15 protein-coding genes are annotated in these 18,762 nt (G+C 71.1%); 11 read left to right on the top strand and 4 right to left on the bottom strand.

The features are described 5' to 3' along the window. Position 1: 1 nt before the first annotated feature. The gene (locus tag ACX1D3_RS13005) at positions 2–934 is read right to left on the bottom strand and encodes a hypothetical protein (protein WP_458994250.1); all 933 of its coding nucleotides are present in this window, start codon (positions 932–934) and stop codon (positions 2–4) included. 64 nt (positions 935–998) lie between these two features. Here ACX1D3_RS13005 and rimP point away from each other — a divergent pair, with 64 nt between their 5' ends. The 4 genes from rimP (at position 999) to ACX1D3_RS12985 (ending at position 5,587) form a co-directional block, all read left to right on the top strand. Then, entirely contained in the window at positions 999–1,487 is a 489-nt protein-coding gene (gene rimP, locus ACX1D3_RS13000) for a ribosome maturation factor RimP (RefSeq protein ID WP_458994249.1), read from the top strand. Continuing rightward, positions 1,487–2,455 (top strand): transcription termination factor NusA, encoded by a 969-nt coding sequence (nusA, locus tag ACX1D3_RS12995; protein ID WP_458994248.1) that lies wholly within the window; start codon positions 1,487–1,489, stop codon positions 2,453–2,455. Before rimP ends, nusA begins: the two co-directional genes overlap by 1 nt. A 36-nt stretch (positions 2,456–2,491) precedes the next feature. Beyond that, positions 2,492–4,360 (top strand): LTA synthase family protein, encoded by a 1,869-nt coding sequence (locus ACX1D3_RS12990; protein WP_458994247.1) that lies wholly within the window; start codon positions 2,492–2,494, stop codon positions 4,358–4,360. A 93-nt stretch (positions 4,361–4,453) separates the two neighbouring features. Next, positions 4,454–5,587 (top strand): resuscitation-promoting factor, encoded by a 1,134-nt coding sequence (locus ACX1D3_RS12985; protein WP_458994246.1) that lies wholly within the window; start codon positions 4,454–4,456, stop codon positions 5,585–5,587. 76 nt (positions 5,588–5,663) lie between these two features. Here ACX1D3_RS12985 and ACX1D3_RS12980 read toward each other — a convergent pair whose 3' ends face one another. Beyond that, positions 5,664–6,245, bottom strand: a complete 582-nt coding sequence (locus ACX1D3_RS12980; protein ID WP_458994245.1) for a hypothetical protein — start codon at positions 6,243–6,245, stop codon at positions 5,664–5,666. Between the two features lie 125 nt (positions 6,246–6,370). Here ACX1D3_RS12980 and ACX1D3_RS12975 point away from each other — a divergent pair, with 125 nt between their 5' ends. From ACX1D3_RS12975 to ACX1D3_RS12955, 5 genes are all read left to right on the top strand, one after another. Beyond that, positions 6,371–6,604 (top strand): YlxR family protein, encoded by a 234-nt coding sequence (locus ACX1D3_RS12975; protein ID WP_458994244.1) that lies wholly within the window; start codon positions 6,371–6,373, stop codon positions 6,602–6,604. A 198-nt stretch (positions 6,605–6,802) separates the two neighbouring features. Next, a complete protein-coding gene (gene infB, locus ACX1D3_RS12970) occupies positions 6,803–9,700 on the top strand; it encodes a translation initiation factor IF-2 (RefSeq protein ID WP_458994243.1) in 2,898 nt (965 codons plus the stop codon). Continuing rightward, positions 9,700–10,140 (top strand): 30S ribosome-binding factor RbfA, encoded by a 441-nt coding sequence (gene rbfA, locus ACX1D3_RS12965; RefSeq protein ID WP_458994242.1) that lies wholly within the window; start codon positions 9,700–9,702, stop codon positions 10,138–10,140. The genes infB and rbfA overlap by 1 nt, the downstream gene beginning before the upstream one ends. Then, positions 10,137–11,006, top strand: coding sequence for a tRNA pseudouridine(55) synthase TruB (gene truB, locus ACX1D3_RS12960; protein WP_458994241.1), 870 nt, complete (start codon positions 10,137–10,139; stop codon positions 11,004–11,006). The genes rbfA and truB overlap by 4 nt, the downstream gene beginning before the upstream one ends. Then, positions 11,003–11,908, top strand: coding sequence for a bifunctional riboflavin kinase/FAD synthetase (locus tag ACX1D3_RS12955; RefSeq protein ID WP_458994240.1), 906 nt, complete (start codon positions 11,003–11,005; stop codon positions 11,906–11,908). The genes truB and ACX1D3_RS12955 overlap by 4 nt, the downstream gene beginning before the upstream one ends. Positions 11,909–11,969: 61 nt before the next feature. Here the strand turns inward: ACX1D3_RS12955 and ACX1D3_RS12950 are convergent, their stop codons facing one another. After that, entirely contained in the window at positions 11,970–12,449 is a 480-nt protein-coding gene (locus ACX1D3_RS12950; RefSeq protein ID WP_458994239.1) for a GNAT family N-acetyltransferase, read from the bottom strand. Between the two features lie 201 nt (positions 12,450–12,650). On the opposite strand from ACX1D3_RS12950, the gene rpsO reads away from it, so the two are divergent. After that, complete coding sequence (gene rpsO, locus ACX1D3_RS12945; RefSeq protein ID WP_458994238.1) at positions 12,651–12,914, top strand: 30S ribosomal protein S15; 264 nt, start codon at positions 12,651–12,653, stop codon at positions 12,912–12,914. Positions 12,915–12,949: 35 nt separating this feature from the next. Here rpsO and ACX1D3_RS12940 read toward each other — a convergent pair whose 3' ends face one another. Further along, complete coding sequence (locus ACX1D3_RS12940; protein ID WP_458994237.1) at positions 12,950–16,309, bottom strand: bifunctional proline dehydrogenase/L-glutamate gamma-semialdehyde dehydrogenase; 3,360 nt, start codon at positions 16,307–16,309, stop codon at positions 12,950–12,952. Between the two features lie 209 nt (positions 16,310–16,518). On the opposite strand from ACX1D3_RS12940, the gene ACX1D3_RS12935 reads away from it, so the two are divergent. After that, positions 16,519–18,720 carry a polyribonucleotide nucleotidyltransferase gene (locus tag ACX1D3_RS12935; RefSeq protein WP_458994236.1) on the top strand — a complete coding sequence of 734 codons (2,202 nt, stop codon included), beginning with the start codon at positions 16,519–16,521 and terminating at the stop codon, positions 18,718–18,720. Positions 18,721–18,762: the final 42 nt, after the last annotated feature.

The raw sequence follows: 18,762 nt of genomic DNA, 5'->3' as shown, positions 1-18,762 counted from the left end.
CTCAGGCCCACCCGGGCCAGCGCGTCAGGGGCTGTCCCACTGCCGCGACATCGTCGGTCTGCGCGATCATCAGGTCCAGCCAACGCTCCACCCCCGGCCCACCGGCCGCGACCACCCTTCCGAGCCCTTCGAGCACGGAGACCTCCAGCCCGCCCCAGCCGGCCCGGATCTCGTCGCTGGTGCTCATCGGGGTGGGCAGGTCGAACGCGGCGGGCTGGGTGGGGGGGCTGCCCGGGAGGGCGTCGCGCAGCTCGTTGCGGAGCTCCTTCGCGGCGGCGAGCCTGGCGGCGCCGAGGGCGGCCAGCGGGTCGTCGTCGTCCAAGCGGCCCAGGCCGACGCCGAGCCCGTAGATGAGCGCCCACACGTGGCTCAACGCGATGGGCAGGGACGCCGCCACCGTGGTGCCCTGGAAGTGGCGGGGGGAGCTGTCGCCCTCCACCGACGGCGTTGCGACGGCGGCCAGCGAGCGGGCGGTGCACGCCGCTGATGCCAGGAGGAGGCGCAGCGGTTGCCCCTGGGCGGCCAGCGCGGCCTCGCGCAGGGGCGCCTCGGCGGCCGCGGAGGCGGCTGCGATGGAGGCCTCCGCGTCGGCGAACGAGCCTGGGGTCGACGGCGGGGGCGCCTCCTCCTGGAAGGCGGGCTCGCCGCCGGCCACCGGGTCCACGGCCCGCAGCCGCTCCAGGATCCCGCCCAGGGCGGCGCCGGCCGCGTCGGCCCAGGCGGGGTAGCCGGCCGGCGGGTCGGCGGCCGAACGCGCCGCCTCGATCTCTCCGGCGAGCCCGGCCACCGAGACGGCCGCCAGCGCCACCTCCGGGGCCTGGGTGGGCTCGGGGGCCGGCTCCGGCGCCGGGGGCATGGACCCCGAGATCGTCGGGTCAAGCCCGCACCCCGTAAGGGCCAGGGCCAGCAGCACCGCCCGCCTGCCACAGTTCATGCATTTCACCCTATCGGTATGCTTGGCCTTCACAATTGGGCCAACAACCGGATAGGGAGCCGAAATGCAGCAGGACACGCTCGCGGCGGTCATCGAACCGATCCTCGCGCAGCACGGGCTGGAGCTCGACAGCATGGAGGTCACACCCATCGGCAAACGCTCGGTGCTGCGCATCGCGGTGGACGGGGACGGCCCCACCGGCCACGGTCCGCTGCTGGACGACATCGCCAGGGCCTCGTCGGCCCTGTCTGCGGCGTTGGACGAGAGCGACGCCGTCGGCGACCGCCCCTACACGCTGGAGGTGAGCTCGCGGGGGGTGAGCACGCCGCTCACGGCGGTCAGGCACTACCGGCGCAACAGGGGCCGGCTGGTGAGGCTGTGGCTCGCCGAGGGCGGCGAGACCACCGGGCGCATCGTGGAGGTCGACGACGAGGCCGTGACGCTGGACGTCGACGGCACCCCCACCAACGTCGCGCTCAGCGGCATCAGGAAGGCTGTCGTCCAGGTGGAGCTCAACCGCTCCCTGGACGACGAGGATGGAGAGGATCAGTGATGGACGTCGATCTGGCGGCGCTGCGCGCAATCGAGCGGGACAAGGACATCTCCGAGGAGTACCTCATCAAGACCCTCGAGGACGCGTTGCTCAACGCGTACAACAAGACGCCCCACGCGCTGCGCGGCGTCAAGGTCGAGGTCAACCGGAAGACCGGCAAGGTCAGCGTGCTGGCGCCCGAGTTCAACGACGACGACGAGGTCATCGGCTACTTCGACGACACCCCGGACGACTTCGGCCGGATCGCGGCGGCGACAGCCCGTCAGGTCATCTTCCAGCGGATCCGCGAGGCCGAGGACGACCAGAAGTTCGGCCACTTCTCCGGCACCGAGGGTGACATCATCGTCGGCACCATCCAGCAGGACCGCGACACCCGCGCGGTGCGGGTGGATCTCGGCACGCTCGAGGCCATGATGCCGCTGGCCGAGCAGGTGCCGGGGGAGGACTACTCCCACGGGCGTCGCCTGAGGGTCTACGTGGTGGCGGTCCGCCGCGAGCTGCGCGGCCCGCAGGTCATCGTGTCGCGCACGCACCCCAACCTGGTGAAGAAGCTGTTCGCGCTCGAGGTGCCGGAGCTGGGCCAGGGCATCGTCGAGATCATGGAGATCGCCAGGGAGGCGGGCCACCGCACGAAGATCGCGGTGCGCTCCAACCATGCCGACGTGTCGGCCAAGGGCGCGTTCATCGGTCCGATGGGCCAGCGGGTGCGCGCCGTGACCAACGAGCTCGGAGACGAGAAGATCGACATCGTCGACTGGTCGGAGGACCCGACGAAGTTCGTCGCGGCGGCGCTCTCGCCGGCGAAGGTGCTGTCGGTGACCGTGGTGGACCAGGGGGCCCGGGCCTGTCGGGCCATCGTGCCGGACTATCAGCTGTCGCTGGCCATCGGCCGTGAGGGCCAGAACGCGCGCCTCGCGGCCAGACTCACCGGCTGGCGGATCGACATCCAGCCGGACACCGCCGGATAGCCGTCATTCGGCCGGATAACGTAGCATGTCCGGACGATGCCTGTTCACACTTCGTTCGCTTCACGTTTACTGAAGCCCCGCCACAAGTGGGGTCGCCTTGTCGTCCTCCTGCTCCCGGTCGTCGTCATGGGCGTGCTGCTGAAGCTCGAACGCACGGCGAGGTACTTCCCCGAGGCGGGCCTCGGGGAGGTCGTCGCTCGGGTGTCCTCGGACGTCGCGTTCGGGGCGGCCTGGGTCCTGGTGTGGGGGCTGTTGTGCGCCGTGGGCCCAGCCTGGTTCCGGGCGGGCGCGTTCTACCTGGCCCATCTCGGCACGCTGCTCCTCGGGCTCTTCACGGTGGTGAGCCACGCGTACGTCATGCAGACCGGCAACCCCTTGACGGGGGAGCAGATCCTCTACGCGTGGCGCGGCCGCAGTGAGCTGGACGGACTGCTCGGCTCGCAGGTGAGCCCCCAGCTGGTGATGCTGTTCACCGTCGTCGGGGTGAGCACCTTCGTCGCGCCTCTCCTGCTGGGGCCCGTGGTGTCGCGGTTGATGCATCGTCGTCCCTCGCGGACGGTGCGGCGTCTGCTGATGGCGGCGGCCGCCGCGCTCCTCGTGGCGTCGGCGTGGAGCGCGCCCACCGTCTCGGCGGCCTTCGCCCTGGCGCCGCCCGTGCAGCTCGTCGTCTCGCCGATCAGGGAGGCGGGCGCCTACCCGGAGGAGCCCGACGTCGCGGCCGAGGACGTCGACAGCACCCGCCTCGTCCAGCGGGCGGACGCGGCCGGGCGCAACCTCGTGGTCATCGTGCTGGAGTCCCATCGCGCCACCTCGACGCTCCCGGAGACCAGCGAGCCCGTCACCCCGGTCCTCGACGCGCTGGCCGCGTCGAGCCTGACCCCCTCGCGCGGGTACACCGTGCTGCCCCACACGTCCAAGGCGATCACCGCGGTGCACTGCGGCGTCACGCCGCCGACGGACCACGAGAACTCGGAGGCGGATCCGGCCGGCCTGCCGATGCCGTGCCTGGCCGAGCTCCTCGGCGACAACGGGTACAAGACGGCGTTCTTCCAGTCGGCGACCGAGCACTTCGAGCGCAGGCGTAGCACCGTGGAGAACCTGGGCTTCGACTTCTTCCGCCCCGTCGACGCCATGCCGAAGGCCGGCTTCAACAAGTCGAACTACTTCGGCTACGAGGACGACATCATGCTCGGCCCGGAGCGCGACTGGATCGAGAGCACGGGCGGCCAGCCGTTCCTGCTCAGCATGCTCACCGTCACGGGCCACCACGACTACGCGCTCGAGGGCTACGAGCCGATCAGCTTCGTCGAGGATCCGCTGCTCAACGACTACCTCAACAGCATCCACTACCAGGACGCCTTCGTCGGCCGCGTGATCGACATGTTCAAGGAGCTCGGCCTCTACGAGGAGACCGTGTTCGTGGTGGTGGGGGACCACGGGGAGGGGTTCGGCGAGCACCGGATCTTCCAGCACGACAACACGATCTACGACGAGGGCATCCGGATCCCGTTCCTCATCCACGACCCGCTGCGGGCAGGTGAGCGGCTCGATGAGCCGGCCAACCAGCTGGCCGTCCTGCCCACCGCCGTCGACGCGCTCGGCTTCGACCTGGTCTCGGAGCACGCCTACCAGCCGTCGCTGTACAGCGGGCAGCCGCAGGGCCCGCTGGTGGCCACATGCCTCGCCAGGGGCAAGTGCACCGCCGTCGTCGACGGCGACATGAAGCTCATCCACCACTTCGGGGACCGCCGCGACGAGGTGTTCGACCTCGCGCAGGACCCGTACGAGCTGACGGATCTGGCCGCATCGTCGGACCCCGTCTGGATGGCCACCATGCGGGACCAGGCGCTGGCCTGGTACGTGGAGGCCGAGGCCCTGTACGAGGCCCATCGGGCCGGATCCTAGCCGTCTACTGAGAGAATCTCAGGATATTTTTGGTTTTTTCTCAACTCCCGGGTTAGCCTGATTCACGTACGCGTCTCAGTCTGAGGAGTTTTGTTGAAGGCGAAGAAGTTCTGGATCCCCGCCGTTGCAGGTGGCTGCGCTCTCGCGCTGGTCTCCGCCGCCGGCGTCGCGACCGCCCTGCACAAGAATGACGTCACGCTCGTGGTCGACGGAGTGTCGCGCACCATCGCGGTGCGCGAGGACACCGTCGCCGAGGTCCTGGAGCTGGAGAACATCTCCCTCGGCAAGCACGACGTCGTCCTCCCCGGCCCGGAGGCCGAGGTCAGCGACGACATGGAGATCAGCGTCGCCTACGGCCGCGAGTTCCAGGTCACGGTCGACGGCGAGGAGCGCACGGTGTGGACCACCGCCCGCACCGTCGGCGAGGCGCTGACCATGCTCAACCTGGGTGCCACCGACTCGAAGCTGTCGGCGTCCCGGTCCACCGCCATCGGCCGCCAGGGCCTGAGCCTGGACGTGGCCACCGCCAAGGACGTCACGCTGACGGTCGCCGGCGCGCCGCAGTCGCTGACCGTGGCGGGCACCGTCGCGGACGCCCTGGCCAAAGCCGGCGTCGCGCCGGACTCGGACGACAAGCTGACCCCCGCCGCCACCACGGTCCTTGAGGACGGTCTGGCCATCACGCTGGTCGACGTCGAGGTCAAGCAGGCCACGAAGGAGGCGGCCATCGCGTTCACCAAGTCGACGGTGAAGACCGCAGACCTGGACAAGGGCACCACCAAGGTCACCACCAAGGGCGTCGAGGGGCTCGCCCGTGAGACCTACACCGAGGTGTACGAGGACGGCGTCCTGGTGAGCTCGACCCTCGCGGAGCGGGTGGTGTCGCGGCAGCCCGTGGCGCAGGTGACCGCCGTGGGCACCAAGGTGACCGCCCCCGCGCCGTCCTCGTCGAACTCGTCCGGTTCCACCTCGTCCTCGGGCGGGGCCATCAACCTGGCCCGCGAGGCCATGTGGGTCCGGATCGCCGAGTGCGAGTCGGGCAACCGTTGGGACATCAACACCGGAAACGGCTACTACGGCGGCCTGCAGTTCAACCTCCAGACATGGCGCTCGGTCAACGGTCAGGACTTCGCGGCCTACCCGCACCAGGCCAGCCGCGCCGAGCAGATCACCGTGGCGAACCGGCTGTACGAGATCCGTGGCACCCAGCCCTGGAGCTGCGCCTGATCGCGCAGCCGTCGCTGGACGACGCAGTGGCCCGGTGGCATCGCCACCGGGCCACTGCGCGTCGGGGGACCGCTGGTCAGCGGCGATGGCCGCCAGCGCCCCTCGTCGACACGATTCCCGCGTCGATGGCCTTCTGCACGGCGTCAGCCTCGGCCTGGGTGAGCTCGCCGTCGGTGACCGCCCGGGCGAGGATCTCCGTGTCGGCGGCCGCGCGTTCGGCCTCTCGGGCGGCGCGGATCTCGTCGAGGGCGGCCTGCACCGTCGCCTCGTCGATGCCGAGCTCGGCGGCCAGCGCCTTCACGTAGGCCTCCTGGCGCTCCGCCCGGGCCGCCTCGCGCTCCGCCTCGGTGGCGTCCTGTGCCGGTTCGGAGGACTCCAACGTGTCGCGCGCGGCGGCCATGGCCTCCTCGACGGCGCTCTCGTCGACGCCCAGCTTCTCGGCGAGCGTCGCCGCGTCGGTGCCCAGCATCCCCCGGGGCCCGCCGTGCCGGCCACCGCGGCCGTCCGAGGTGCTGTCCGCGTCGTCGGTCCCCGTGCCTGCGGTGGCGCCGGGCGTCGGAGACGCAGTGGTGTCGGCGGTGGCCACCTGGGACAGGCCGAGGCCGAGACCGGCCGCCATCGCGGCCGCCGAGATGCCGGCGATCATCTTGTTCTTCATGGTGATTCTCCTTCGGTGTGGTCATCGGGCGTGCGCCCCGATGAGCCAACGATCCGCGGCCGAACTGTCAGCAGGCTGTGGGGCGGCTGGGGAGGTCCTGGCACTTCGCCGTAGGCTGTCCTGTGATGATCCCTCAACGCACCTGCATCGGCTGCCGACGGCGGGACGACCAGGACCAGCTGCTGAGGCTGGTGCGGGTCGGTCAGCTGATCCTCGACGGCACCCGCCCCCGGTTGGCCGGGCGTGGCGCTTATGTGCACCGTGCCTGCCTGGACCTGGCCGTCCAACGGCGCGCCCTCCGGCGCGCGTTCGGCGACGGGGCGCACCTCGACCCTGCCGTCGGTGGTCAGCTCGGTTGACGCGCTCGGCTGGATCGCGGCTGCCAGGAGGGATATGATGTCCAGCGGCCCACGTGTGCGTGGGCGCATCGTTCCACGCCCGACAGGGCGGCAAACCAGAAGGTGGGCTAACGCTCATGACCACTCGATGAGAACCCAACGATGATTCAGCACAACTAAAGGTCCCGCCCCTTGGAGGTCGGGCCGCAAAGGAGAGTAGTGGCAAAGCCTCGCGTCCACGAGATCGCCAAGGAAATCGGTAAGACAAGTAAAGACCTGCTGGCCTGGCTGGGGGAGAACGGCGAGTACGTCCGTGGCCCGTCCTCCACGCTGGAGGCCCCGGTCGTGCGTCGCATCCGCGAAGCGTTCGGTGGAAGTCCCGCCCCCGCGGCCGTTTCCGGATCGCGTCCGGTACCGGCCCCCGCGCCTCAGGCGCGCCCCAAGCCCGCAGCAGTGCCGTCGGAGGGCGCCGCTCCTGTGGCACCCGCCGCGCAGGCCGCGCCTGCGCCCAGCGCCCCCGCCGCCCCGTCCACGCCCGCCGTCGACGCTCCTCGGCCCTTCGCGCCCCGCCCGGCCACCCCGGCGCCGCGTCCGGCCGCGCCCAGCGCTCCGGCAGCTGCGGCCCCGGCGCCCGCGGCCCGTCCCGCCGCACCGGCACCCGCGCCGGCACCGCAGCAGACCCCGGCCCCGGGGCCCCGCCCCGCAGCAGGTGGGTCGTCCGCGCCGCGTCCCGGGGTTCCCGGTCCGCGTCCCGCTGCCCCCACCCCCGCCGGGGGCCCCCGCAAGCCCGGGGCTCCGCGCCCCGGCAACAACCCCTTCGCGCCGGCCCAGGGCATGGGGACGCAGCAGCGTCGCCGCCCTGACAGCCCGCGTCCCGGCGCACCGGGAGCACGTCCCGGCGCGCCCGCGGCGCCCGGGGACCGCATGCCCCGTCCCGGGGGCACGGGCGGCGTGCCCGGCATGCCGCGCCCCAACCCGGCGATGATGCCCAAGACTGCCAACACCCAGCTCGGAGCCCCCGCCCGCGGTGGCCGTCCCGGCGGGCCGGGCGGTCCCGGCCGTGGCCGTCCCGGCGGCGGTCGTCCCGGCGGACCCGGTGGCGCCGGAGGCGCCGGCGGTCCCGGCATGGGTGGCGGCATGGGCGCCCCCGCCGGTGGCGGCGGTCGCGGTGGTGGCCGTGGTCGCACCGGCGGCACCCAGGGCGCTTTCGGTCGCGGAGGCGCGGCCGGCAAGCGCGGCCGCAAGTCCAAGAAGCAGCGCAGGCAAGAGTTCGACCAGATGGAGGCACCGTCGATCGGCGGTGTGCGCCTCCGCAAGGGCGACGGCGCGACAGTGCGCCTCCGTCGCGGCGCGTCCCTGACGGACCTCGCCGAGAAGATCGGCGTGGAGCCGGCGTCGCTGGTGCAGGTGCTGTTCCACCTGGGCGAGATGGTCACGGCCACCCAGTCCGTGGCGGACGACACGCTGGAGGTGCTGGGCGCCGAGCTCGACTACAACATCGAGGTCGTCTCGCCCGAGGACGAGGACCGCGAGCTGCTGGAGAGCTTCGACCTGGAGTTCGGCGAGGACATCGGCGACGAGGACGATCTCGAGTCCCGCCCGCCGGTCGTCACCGTCATGGGCCACGTGGACCACGGCAAGACCAAGCTGCTCGACGCTCTGCGTCACACCAACCTGGTGGCCAAGGAGGCCGGCGGCATCACGCAGGCCATCGGCGCTTACCAGGTGGTCACCGAGGTCGACGAGCAGACCCGTCCCATCACCTTCATCGACACCCCGGGCCACGAGGCGTTCACCGCCATGCGTGCCCGTGGCGCCAAGTCGACGGATATCGCCGTCCTCGTGGTGGCGGCCGATGACGGCGTGATGCCGCAGACCATCGAGGCCCTCAACCACGCCAAGGCGGCCGACGTCCCGATCGTGGTGGCGGTCAACAAGATCGACAAGGAGACCGCGGATCCCACCCGGGTGCGCGGGCAGCTGTCCGAGTTCGGGCTGGTTCCCGAGGAGTACGGCGGCGACACCCAGTTCGTCGACGTCTCCGCGATCACCCGGCAAGGGCTCGACGAGCTGCTGGAGGCCGTGGTCCTCACGGCCGACGCGGCCCTGGACCTGCGCGCCAACCCGGACATGCCCGCTCAGGGCGTGGCCATCGAGGCGCACCTCGACAAGGGCCGCGGCCCTGTCGCGACCGTCCTCATCCACCGCGGCACGCTCCGCATCGGTGACTCGATCGTGGCCGGTTCGGCCCACGGCCGCGTCCGCGCCCTGATCAACGACCAGGGCGAGACGATCGCGGCGGCCCCGCCGTCGATGCCCGTCCAGGTGCTCGGCCTCACGTCGGTGCCCGGCGCGGGGGACAACGTCCTGGTCGTCGACGACGACCGGATGGCCCGTCAGATCGCCGACAAGCGGGAGGCGCGCATGCGTGCCGCCCAGCAGGCCAAGACCAGCCGCCGCAAGACCCTCGACCAGCTGTTCGAGCAGCTGGAGAAGGGCGAGGCGCAGGAGTTGCTCCTCATCCTCAAGGGCGACGGCGCGGGCTCGGTCGAGGCGCTCGAGGATGCCCTGTCCAAGATCGAGGTCAGCGACGAGGTGTCCCTGCGCGTCATCGACCGCGGTGTCGGTGCGATCACCGAGACCAACGTGTCGCTGGCTGCGGCCTCCAAGGCCGTCATCATCGGGTTCAACGTGCGGCCCACGCCGCACGCGGCCCAGATGGCGGACCGCGAGAACGTGGACATGCGGTTCTACTCGGTTATCTACTCGGCGATCGACGAGATCGAGGCGGCGCTCAAGGGCATGCTCAAGCCGATCTTCGCCGAGGAGATCCGTGGCCAGGCGGAAATCCGCGAGATCTTCCGGTCGTCCAAGTTCGGCAACATCGCCGGCTGTATGGTCACCGACGGCACCATCCGTCGCAACGCCAGCGCCCGGTTGCTCCGCGACGGGGTGGTGGTCGCCACGTCGACCATCGGCTCGCTGCGCAGGGAGAAGGACGACACCACGGAGGTCCGCGAGGGCTTCGAGTGCGGCATGACGCTTGCCAACTACAACGACATCCGGATCGGTGACGTGATCGAGACGTTCGAGATGGTGGAGAAGGAGCGCTCCTGATGCCCGGACCGAGAAACGCCAAGCTGGCCGATCAGATCAAGGTCATCCTGGCCTCGACGATCGACCGCCGCGTCAAGGATCCCCGGCTGGGCTTCGTCACGATCACGGAGGTGAGGCTGACCGGTGACAACCGGGAGGCCACCGCCTTCTACACCGTGCTCGGCGACGACGAGGCCCGGGCCGGGTCGGCGGCCGCCCTCGCCTCGGCAACCGGCATGCTGCGCTCCACCGTGGGCCAGCAGCTGGGGATGAAGTTCACGCCGACTCTGGCCTTCGTGTTGGACGCCACCCCTGAGGCGGCCAGGCACATGGAGGACCTGCTGGCGGAGGTGCAGGCGAAGGACGCGGCCGCGGCCGCAGCCGCGGAGGGTAAGACCTTCGCGGGGGACGCGGACCCCTACCGGAAGCCGCACGAGTCCGAGGAGGACGACGAGCAGTGACCTCCGCCTCGGGGGTGGTGATCGTCGACAAGCCGTCGGGGATCACCTCCCACCAGGTGGTGGGTCGCCTGCGTCGTCTCCTCGGTACCCGAAAGATCGGGCACGCCGGCACCCTCGACCCGATGGCCACCGGGGTGCTCATCCTCGGGGTCAACAGGGCGACGAGGCTGCTGGGTCACCTGGCGTTGCACGACAAGCGCTACCTGGCCACCGTGCGGCTGGGCGAGTCCTCGCCCACCGATGACGCGGACGGCGACGTCGTGAGTGTCGCCGATGCCTCGGGCATCACGCGGGACCTGATCGAATCCGGTCTCCTGCCGATGCGCGGGGACATCCTCCAGGTGCCCAGCGCCGTCTCGGCGATCAAGGTCGACGGCAAGCGTTCGTATGCCCGGGTCCGGGCGGGGGAGAGCGTCGAGCTGAAGGCCAGACCAGTCACAGTCTCGAGGCTCGACGTGCTGGCCGTGCGGGCCGACGGCGCCCGCCTCGACGTGGACCTCGACATCGAGTGCTCGTCGGGCACCTACGTCCGGGCCATCGCGCGCGATCTCGGATCGGCCCTCGGGGTGGGCGGGCACCTCACGGCGCTCAGGCGGACCCGGATCGGCCGCTACAGCCTCGACGACGCCGTCGTCCTGGGCGACGAGCCCCCGCCGCTCATGCCCATGTCTGAGGCAGCACGGCTCAGCTTCCCGGTGATCGACCTGACCGTGGACGAGGCGCGCGACGTGGGCTTCGGGCGTCCGCTGGCGCGCCCGGTGCCGGGGTCCCCGACCGGGGTGCTGTCGCCGGACGGTGAACTCCTCGCCCTCTACGAGCCCGCCGGCGCCGGATCGCGGCCGGTTGCGGTGCTGGTCGGGGCATGACAGATTGGGGAACCGTGACTGAATCGGTGGTCGTGATCGGCAACTTCGACGGCGTGCACCTCGGCCATCGCCGGGTGCTGGCCGAGGCCACGAGGGACGTCGATCATCCCCTCATCGTGCTCACGTTCTGGCCCCACCCGGTGACGGTGCTCAGACCTGCGGCGGCCCCGAAACTCCTGAGCGACCTGCGGACCCGGATCGACCTGCTCAAGGGGGCCGGGGCCCACGAGGTGCGCGTGATCCGCTTCACGCCCGAGGTGGCGGCCATGACGCCCGCTCAATTCGTGGACAGGTTCATCGCCCCGCTGCACCCGGTGCGGGTGGTGGTGGGCCAGAACTTCCGCTTCGGTCACCGCGCCGCGGGGGACGTGCGCACGCTCGCCGAGCTGGGCGCCGGCAGGTTCGAGGTGGTGCCGCTGCAGCTCGAGACCATCAACCACGAGGTGACCTGCTCGACCTGCATCCGGGAACTGCTCGCGGCGGGGGACGTGGAGGGCGCCTCGCAGCACCTGACGAGGCCGTTCCGGTTCCGCGGAGTGGTGGTGGTGGGGGACCAGCGGGGCCGCGACCTAGGCTTCCCCACGGCCAACCTGACCGTGCCGCCGGAGATGGCCGTGCCGGCCGACGGCGTCTACGCGGGGTGGCTCACCAACCTCGACGAGCACGGCAGCCCGATGCCCGCAGCGATCTCCGTGGGCACCAACCCCACGTTCGACGGCGCGGACCGCAGGGTGGAGAGCTACGTGCTGGACCGCACCGATCTCGAGCTCTACGGGGTGGAGGTGGCCGTCGACTTCGTCCAGAGGCTGCGGGGCCAGGTGCGCTTCACGGGCATCGATGATCTGATCGAGCAGATGCACGCAGACGTCGAGGCCACCAGGCGTTGCCTGGGAAATCCCTGATCACTGCCGTTCCCGGCGAGGACGTGCCGGGCGGGAGGGGATGGCGCTGGCCGGCCGGCGGTCAGCGGGCCGTCAGGGACTTCTTGTAGATGGCGTAATGCTTGCTGGGCTCCAGATCACCCTCGACCTGCGGCACCTCGGGCTCCTCCACGAACAGGTGCTCGCCGGTGGGGTAGTACTCCAGCGAGATGTACAGGGGGACGGCGCGCTCGTTGTTGGGGTCCACGGCGAGGTAGACGGCCGAGAATCCACGGGCCCGGGCCTCCTCCTCCAGGAAGCGGCTGAGAGCCCGCCCCGCGCCGAGCCGGCGTGCGTGGGGATAGACATACATGTTGCGAAGCTCGGGGGTCATGGAGTCCGCCTCGAGGTCGAGCACCGCTGTGCCGACGGGCTCATCTTCGTCGAGGGCGACGGCGAGGATCAGCGAGCCCCGCTGCTGCGCCTCGAAATGCTGATCCACGAGGCCGAGGTCCGGACGGAACTGGTTCGCGCGCAGCGCTTCGAGGTCTGCTGCCGTTGCAGGACGGACGCCGATTGCCATAGGGGCTCCTTGCTCACTGTGCCGGGACTGTTGCCACCCTACCGCTTCGGGCATGCACCGGGGTGCTCCACCGGTTTGGGGGCACCGTCCCCGCGGTGATAGGGTTCCCAGGTTGCCGTTTGATCGGCCACGGATCAGTCAGAGCCCCGACAGCACCCGCGCCTGGGGCGCCGTGCAGCGAACCGGAAGGAGCCCCATTTTATGGACGCTGTTGACAAGAAGAAGATCATCGACGAGTACGCGACCACCCCGGGTGACACCGGGTCGCCGGACGTGCAGATCGCCCTCCTCACCAAGAGGATCGCTCACCTCACCGAGCACCTCAAGGAGCACAAGGGCGACCACCACAGCCGCCGCGGCCTGATGCTCATGGTCGGCCAGCGCCGCCGCCTGCTCAACTACGTCGCGAAGAACGACGTCGAGCACTACCGCGCGCTCATCGCCCGCCTCGGCCTGCGTCGCTGACCTCGGCAGTATCTCTTCATCGCTCAGGGCGCCCCTCAGGGGGCGCCCTGAGTCGTCTTCAGGACCTCCCGCGGGTGGCCGAACCGGTGGGCGGTGACCGAGACGCTCTGCTCACGCAGGTAGGGCAGACAGGCCAGGCGCCCCGGCAGCGCGGGACCTGGGTAGACGGTGGCGTCGATCGAGCCACCGAGATCGGCGAGCAGGTCACGCGAGCCGAGGTGGCGGATGCGGCCGGTCGCCGTCGCGTCGAACTCCTCGTCGGCGGCGATCTCCAGCGGGAAGCCCACCCGGCCCAGGGCCTCGGCCACCCCGTCGGCGAGCGGCCCGCGGGCCGAGAACCGCACATCGGAGCCTGCCGCGATCGCTGCGGACGCCTCGCGCAGGACGTCCCACGCGTCGGCCTCCTCCACCCGCACCACCACCCTCGCGGGCAGGTAGCGCAGGATGTTGCGCTCGGAGACCAGCGCCGTCGGGTCGTGCACGGCTGCGAACACGGTCCGCGACGCCTCCTCGTCGCCGGCGGCCGCCGCGCGCAGGCGCTCCCACTCCGTGGCCCACAGGACGGTGCGTGCGCCGCGCAGCAGCGGCGCGAACGCCGGACCGGTGGGGATCCTCGTCCGTGTCGGCCACTGCGGCTCGGGGTCCCATCTGCCCAGCGACGCGACGTAGTTGGGGCCACCCGCCTTCGTGCCCGGGCCGACGGCCGAGCGCTTCCATCCCCCGAAGGGTTGGCGCTGCACGATCGCCCCGGTGATGGTGCGGTTGACGTAGCAGTTGCCGGCCTCCACGAGTCGCAGCCACGCCTCGATCTCACCGGGGTCCAGGGAGTGCAGGCCCGCCGTGAGCCCGTACTCGGTGCCGTTCTGCCAGTCGACGGCCTGCTCCAGGGTCGCGGCTTCCATCAGGCCGAGGACGGGGCCGAAGTACTCGACCCGGTGGAACTCGCTGCCGGGCAGCACGCCCGCCCGGATCCCGGGGCTCCACAGGCGTTCGCTGTGCCGGCGCGGTTCAAGTAGCCAGCTCTGCCCGGGTTCCAGCCGCGTGAGCCCGCGCAGAAGCTTGGGCCCCGGCGGCTCGGTGAGGGGGCCCATCTGGGCGGCCGGGTCTGCGGGCCAGGCGACCCTCAGGGACGAGACGGCGTCGAGGAGCTGGTCCCGAAACCTCCGCGACCGGGCCACGGAGCCCACCAGGATGCCCAGCGAGGCGGCCGAGCACTTCTGCCCGGCGTGACCGAATGCCGAGGTGACGAGGTCGGCCACCGCCAGGTCCAGGTCCGCCGACGGTGTCACGACGATGGCGTTCTTGCCCGAGGTCTCCGCGAGAAGGGGCATGGAGGGTCGCCATGACCGGAACATCGCGGCTGTCTCCGCGGCCCCGGTGAGGATCACGAGATCCACGCGCGGATCCGAGACCAGGCTCTGCCCCAAGGGACCGTCGTCCACCACCGCGAACTGCACCACGTCGGGGGGCAGGCCGGCGCGGGTGCAGGCCTCGGCCAGGATCGCCGCGGTCCGCCGGGCGGGCGGCGCAGGCTTGAGGATCACCGCGGATCCCGCGGCGAGCGCCGCGGCGACGCCGCCCAGTGGGATGGCGATGGGGAAGTTCCAGGGCGGCGTGACGACGGTCAGGACTGGCGGGACGTGGACTGCCCCCTCGATCCGGTCGGTGGCCCGCTCGGCGTAGTACGCGGCGAAGTCCACGGCCTCGGATACCTCGACGTCGGCCTGGTCGATCAGCTTGCCCACCTCGTCGGCGGCCACCGCGATGAGCGTGGTGCGGGCCTCCTCAAGTGCCGCAGCGAGCCTGCGCAGCGCCGTCGCCCGGTCGGCCGGCGGGACCGCAGCCCACAGCGCGCCCGCCCGACGGCCGCGCTCGACGACCGACTCGATGCCCTCGCGGGTGGATACCGTGGCGTGGCTGACCAGGGCGGCGCCCAGCCCGGGGGTCGGGAGCAGCGAGTGGATGGCCGCAGCCCACTCCTGGTTGACGGGCAGCGCCGGGTCGGTGTCCTGCGCGTTGGCGAACCCGGGCGCGTCGTCGGAGCGGCTCTGCGTGGCCCACCGCTGCGGGGTCGGCGCGGGGACCAGGGCGACCGCCTCCCGGAACCTGGCCTCCTCCCTGGCGAGGAACGCCGTGTCGCGGCCGAGGTTCGCGGCGCCGGACATGAAGTTCTCCGGGGCGGCGTTCTCCTCCAGGCGGCGGACCAGGTACGAGATCGCCGAGTCGAACTCTGCACGCGGCACTACCGGGACGTAGAGCCTCAGCCGGCCGACCTCGCGCAGGATGACCTCCTGCAGCGGCACCCCCATGCCCGAGAGCATCTCGACATCCAGCTGACCCGCGACCCCCCTGGCGCGCGCGAGTTCCCAGGCCGCCGCTAGGGAGTAGACGTTGTGGCTGGCCACCCCGACGAGCAGCCGCCCGGCGCGCTCGGGGGTGAGGCAGAAATCCAAGGCGCGTAGGAAGCTCGCGTCCGTCGCCGCCTTGCTCCCGAGGACGGGGTTCTCCCACCCCCTGAGCTCGGCCTGGACGCGCTCCATCGCCAGGTTGGCGCCCTTGACGAGCCGCACCTTGATCGGCGCGCCCCCCTCCGACACCCGCCGGCCGGCCAACGCGTCGAGCTGCCTCAGAATGAGGCCGGACTCGGAGAGATAGGTCTGCACCGCGATCCCGGCGCGCAGCCCAAGCAGCTCGGGATCCATCACCAGCCGGGAGAACACGTCGAGCGTGAGGTGGAGGTCGCGGTACTCCTCCATGTCCAGGTTGACGAACTTCCCCGAGCGCGCCGCCAGCAGCATGAGCGGCCGGAGCCGCGTGGCGGCCTCCTCGACGGTGGCCTCGTGGGCCCAGGGGGAGTGGGGACCCAGGACGGCCGAGACCTTCATGGAGACGTAGTCGACGTCGTCGCGGGCAAGGAGTCGCATGGTCTCGCGGAGCCGCGCCGAGGCGTGCCGGTCGCCGAGGACGGCCTCCCCGAGCAGGTTGACGTTGAGGTGGCTCCCGCGGCGCCGGCACCGCGCCAGCGACGAGCCCAGCCGCCTGCCGACATCGACCACCAGGTCTCCGACCAGGGCGGTGAAGGCCGCCCTCACCAGTGCGAGGGTGGGTCGGGGCGCCAGCCCCACCGCCTTCAGTCCCCATCGCAGCGGCGGCGGCAGGAACGGGGCAGGGCGGCGGGCCAGCCCGCGCAGCGCCTCCGCCGCGACACGCCGGTCCTCGGGTCTCAGCACCCCGTCGACGAAGTCCAGCGTGAACGGGAGCCCGTCGGGGTGGGCCAGGACGCGGGCGAGGAGCCGTGCCGCCTGGGGTTCGGCGTGGCCCGCGCTCTCCGCCGCCCACCTGCGCGCCGTGGCGATGGAGGCCTCGACCGACTGCGGATCGGTGACACTGAGCATTCAACCATCGTGGCCCAAGCGGCTAGACTGCACTGGACAACTGAATATCTTCATTTCCACCCGCCGCCCAGCGCACGTGTCCGTCTGGTCCTCGGTAGTGGCTTTCGGGCGCCCGGAGAGCGCACCCGCGGGCCTCGATCGATGACCGGCAGGCGTGGCGAGCATCGCCGTGCGCGGGCGGGCGAACACCCCCCGAAAGGAGCCTGTCCATGGAAGGACCAGGCATCGAATTCTCTGAAGCCGTGATCGACAACGGCAAGTTCGGCAAGCACACCGTACGTTTCGAGGCCGGCGTGCTGGCCCAGCAGGCTGACGGCGCGGCCGCCGTCTATCTCGACGGCGACACCATGCTGCTGTCGGCCACCACCGCGCAGAAGACCCCGCGCGACGCCATCGACTTCTTCCCCCTCACCGTCGACGTCGAGGAGCGCATGTACGCCGCGGGCAAGATCCCCGGCTCGTTCTTCCGTCGCGAGGGCCGCCCCGGCGAGGGCGCCATCCTGGCCTGCCGCCTCATCGACCGCCCGCTGCGCCCCGCGTTCGTCAAGGGCCTGCGCAACGAGGTCCAGGTCGTGGTGACCGTGCTGTCGCTCAACCCCAACGTGATGTACGACGTCGTGGCCATCAACGCCGCGTCGATGTCCACCCAGATCGCAGGCCTGCCGTTCTCCGGCCCCATCGGCGGCGTCCGCGTCGCCCTCATCGACGACCAGTGGGTGGCGTTCCCCTCCGTCGAGCAGGTGTCCAAGTCCGTCTTCCAGATGGTGGTCGCCGGCCGTGTGCTGGCCGACGGTGACGTCGCGATCATGATGGTCGAGGCCGGCGGCACCGAGGCCACATGGGAGCTCGTCCGCTCCGGCAAGACGGCCCCCACCGAGGAGGTCGTGGGGCAGGGCCTCGAGGCGGCCAAGCCGTTCATCAAGGCGCTGTGCGACGCCCAGTCCGAGCTGGCCGCCAAGCTGCCCAAGGAGACCTACGACTTCCCGGTCTTCCGCGACTACCAGGACGACGTCTTCGAGGCCGTCTCCGAGCTCGCCTCCGCGCGCGTGGCCGAGGCCATGAAGATCGGCGGCAAGCAGGAGCGTGACGAGGCCACCCACGCCATCCGCCAGGACGTCACCGCGCAGCTCGCTGAGCGCTTCGAGGGCCGCCTGAACGAGGTGTCGGCCTCCCTCAAGGCATTGACCAAGAAGATCGTGCGCCACCGCACGCTCACCGAGTCCGTCCGCATCGACGGTCGCGGCCCGAGCGAGATCCGTGAGCTGGCCGCCGAGGTCGCGGTCATCCCGCGCGTCCACGGCTCGGCGCTGTTCCAGCGCGGCGAGACCCAGATCATGGGCGTCTCCACGCTGAACATGCTGGACATGGAGCAGAAGATCGACACGCTCTCCCCGGAGCGGACCAAGCGCTACATGCACAACTACAACTTCCCGCCGTTCTCCACCGGAGAGACCGGCCGCGTCGGCTCCCCGAAGCGGCGCGAGGTCGGCCACGGCGCGCTGGCCGAGCGGGCGCTGATCCCCGTGCTGCCCACCCGCACCGAGTTCCCCTACGCCATCCGTCAGGTCTCGGAGGCGCTGGGCTCCAACGGCTCCACCTCGATGGGCTCGGTCTGCGCCTCCACGCTGTCCCTGCTCAACGCCGGTGTCCCGCTGAAGTCCGCCGTCGCGGGCATCGCCATGGGCCTCATGTCGGAGGAGGTCGACGGCGAGACGAAGTACATCGCGCTGACCGACATCCTCGGCGCCGAGGACGCGCTGGGCGACATGGACTTCAAGGTGGCCGGCACGCGTGACTTCCTCACCGCGCTCCAGCTGGACACCAAGCTCAACGGCATCCCCGCCGTCGAGCTGCAGAAGGCCCTGCTGCAGGCCCGCGACGCCCGGCACACGCTGCTCGACGTCATGAACGAGGCCATCGACGTGCCCGACGAGATGAGCCCGTACGCTCCCCGCATCATCACGGTGCGGATCCCGGTGGACAAGATCGGCGAGATCATCGGCCCCAAGGGCAAGATGATCAACCAGATCCAGGACGACACCGGCGCGAACATCTCCATCGAGGACGACGGCACCGTCTACGTGGGCGCCGAGACGGGCGAGGCCGCGGACGCCGCCGTCGCCGCGATCAACGCCATCGCCAACCCGCACCTGCCGGAGCGCGGCGAGCGGTACCTCGGCACCGTGGTGAAGCTCACCACCTTCGGCGCGTTCGTGTCGCTGCTGCCGGGCAAGGACGGGCTCCTGCACATCTCGAAGCTGCGCCCGCTCGCCGGCGGCGCCCGCGTCGAGAGCGTGGAGGACGTCCTCTCCGTCGGCCAGAAGCTGCAGGTGGAGATCTCCGACATCGACGACCGCGGCAAGCTGTCGCTGATCCCGGTGGTGGAGGAGAAGGCCGAGTCGAACGACTGAGCCTGGTCCAGGTGCGTGACCGCAGGGGCGGGTCCGGAATTC

The sequence above is a fragment of the Tessaracoccus yangjingae genome (genome assembly GCF_054483935.1).
This window is presented reverse-complemented; position numbering and strand designations above follow the sequence as displayed.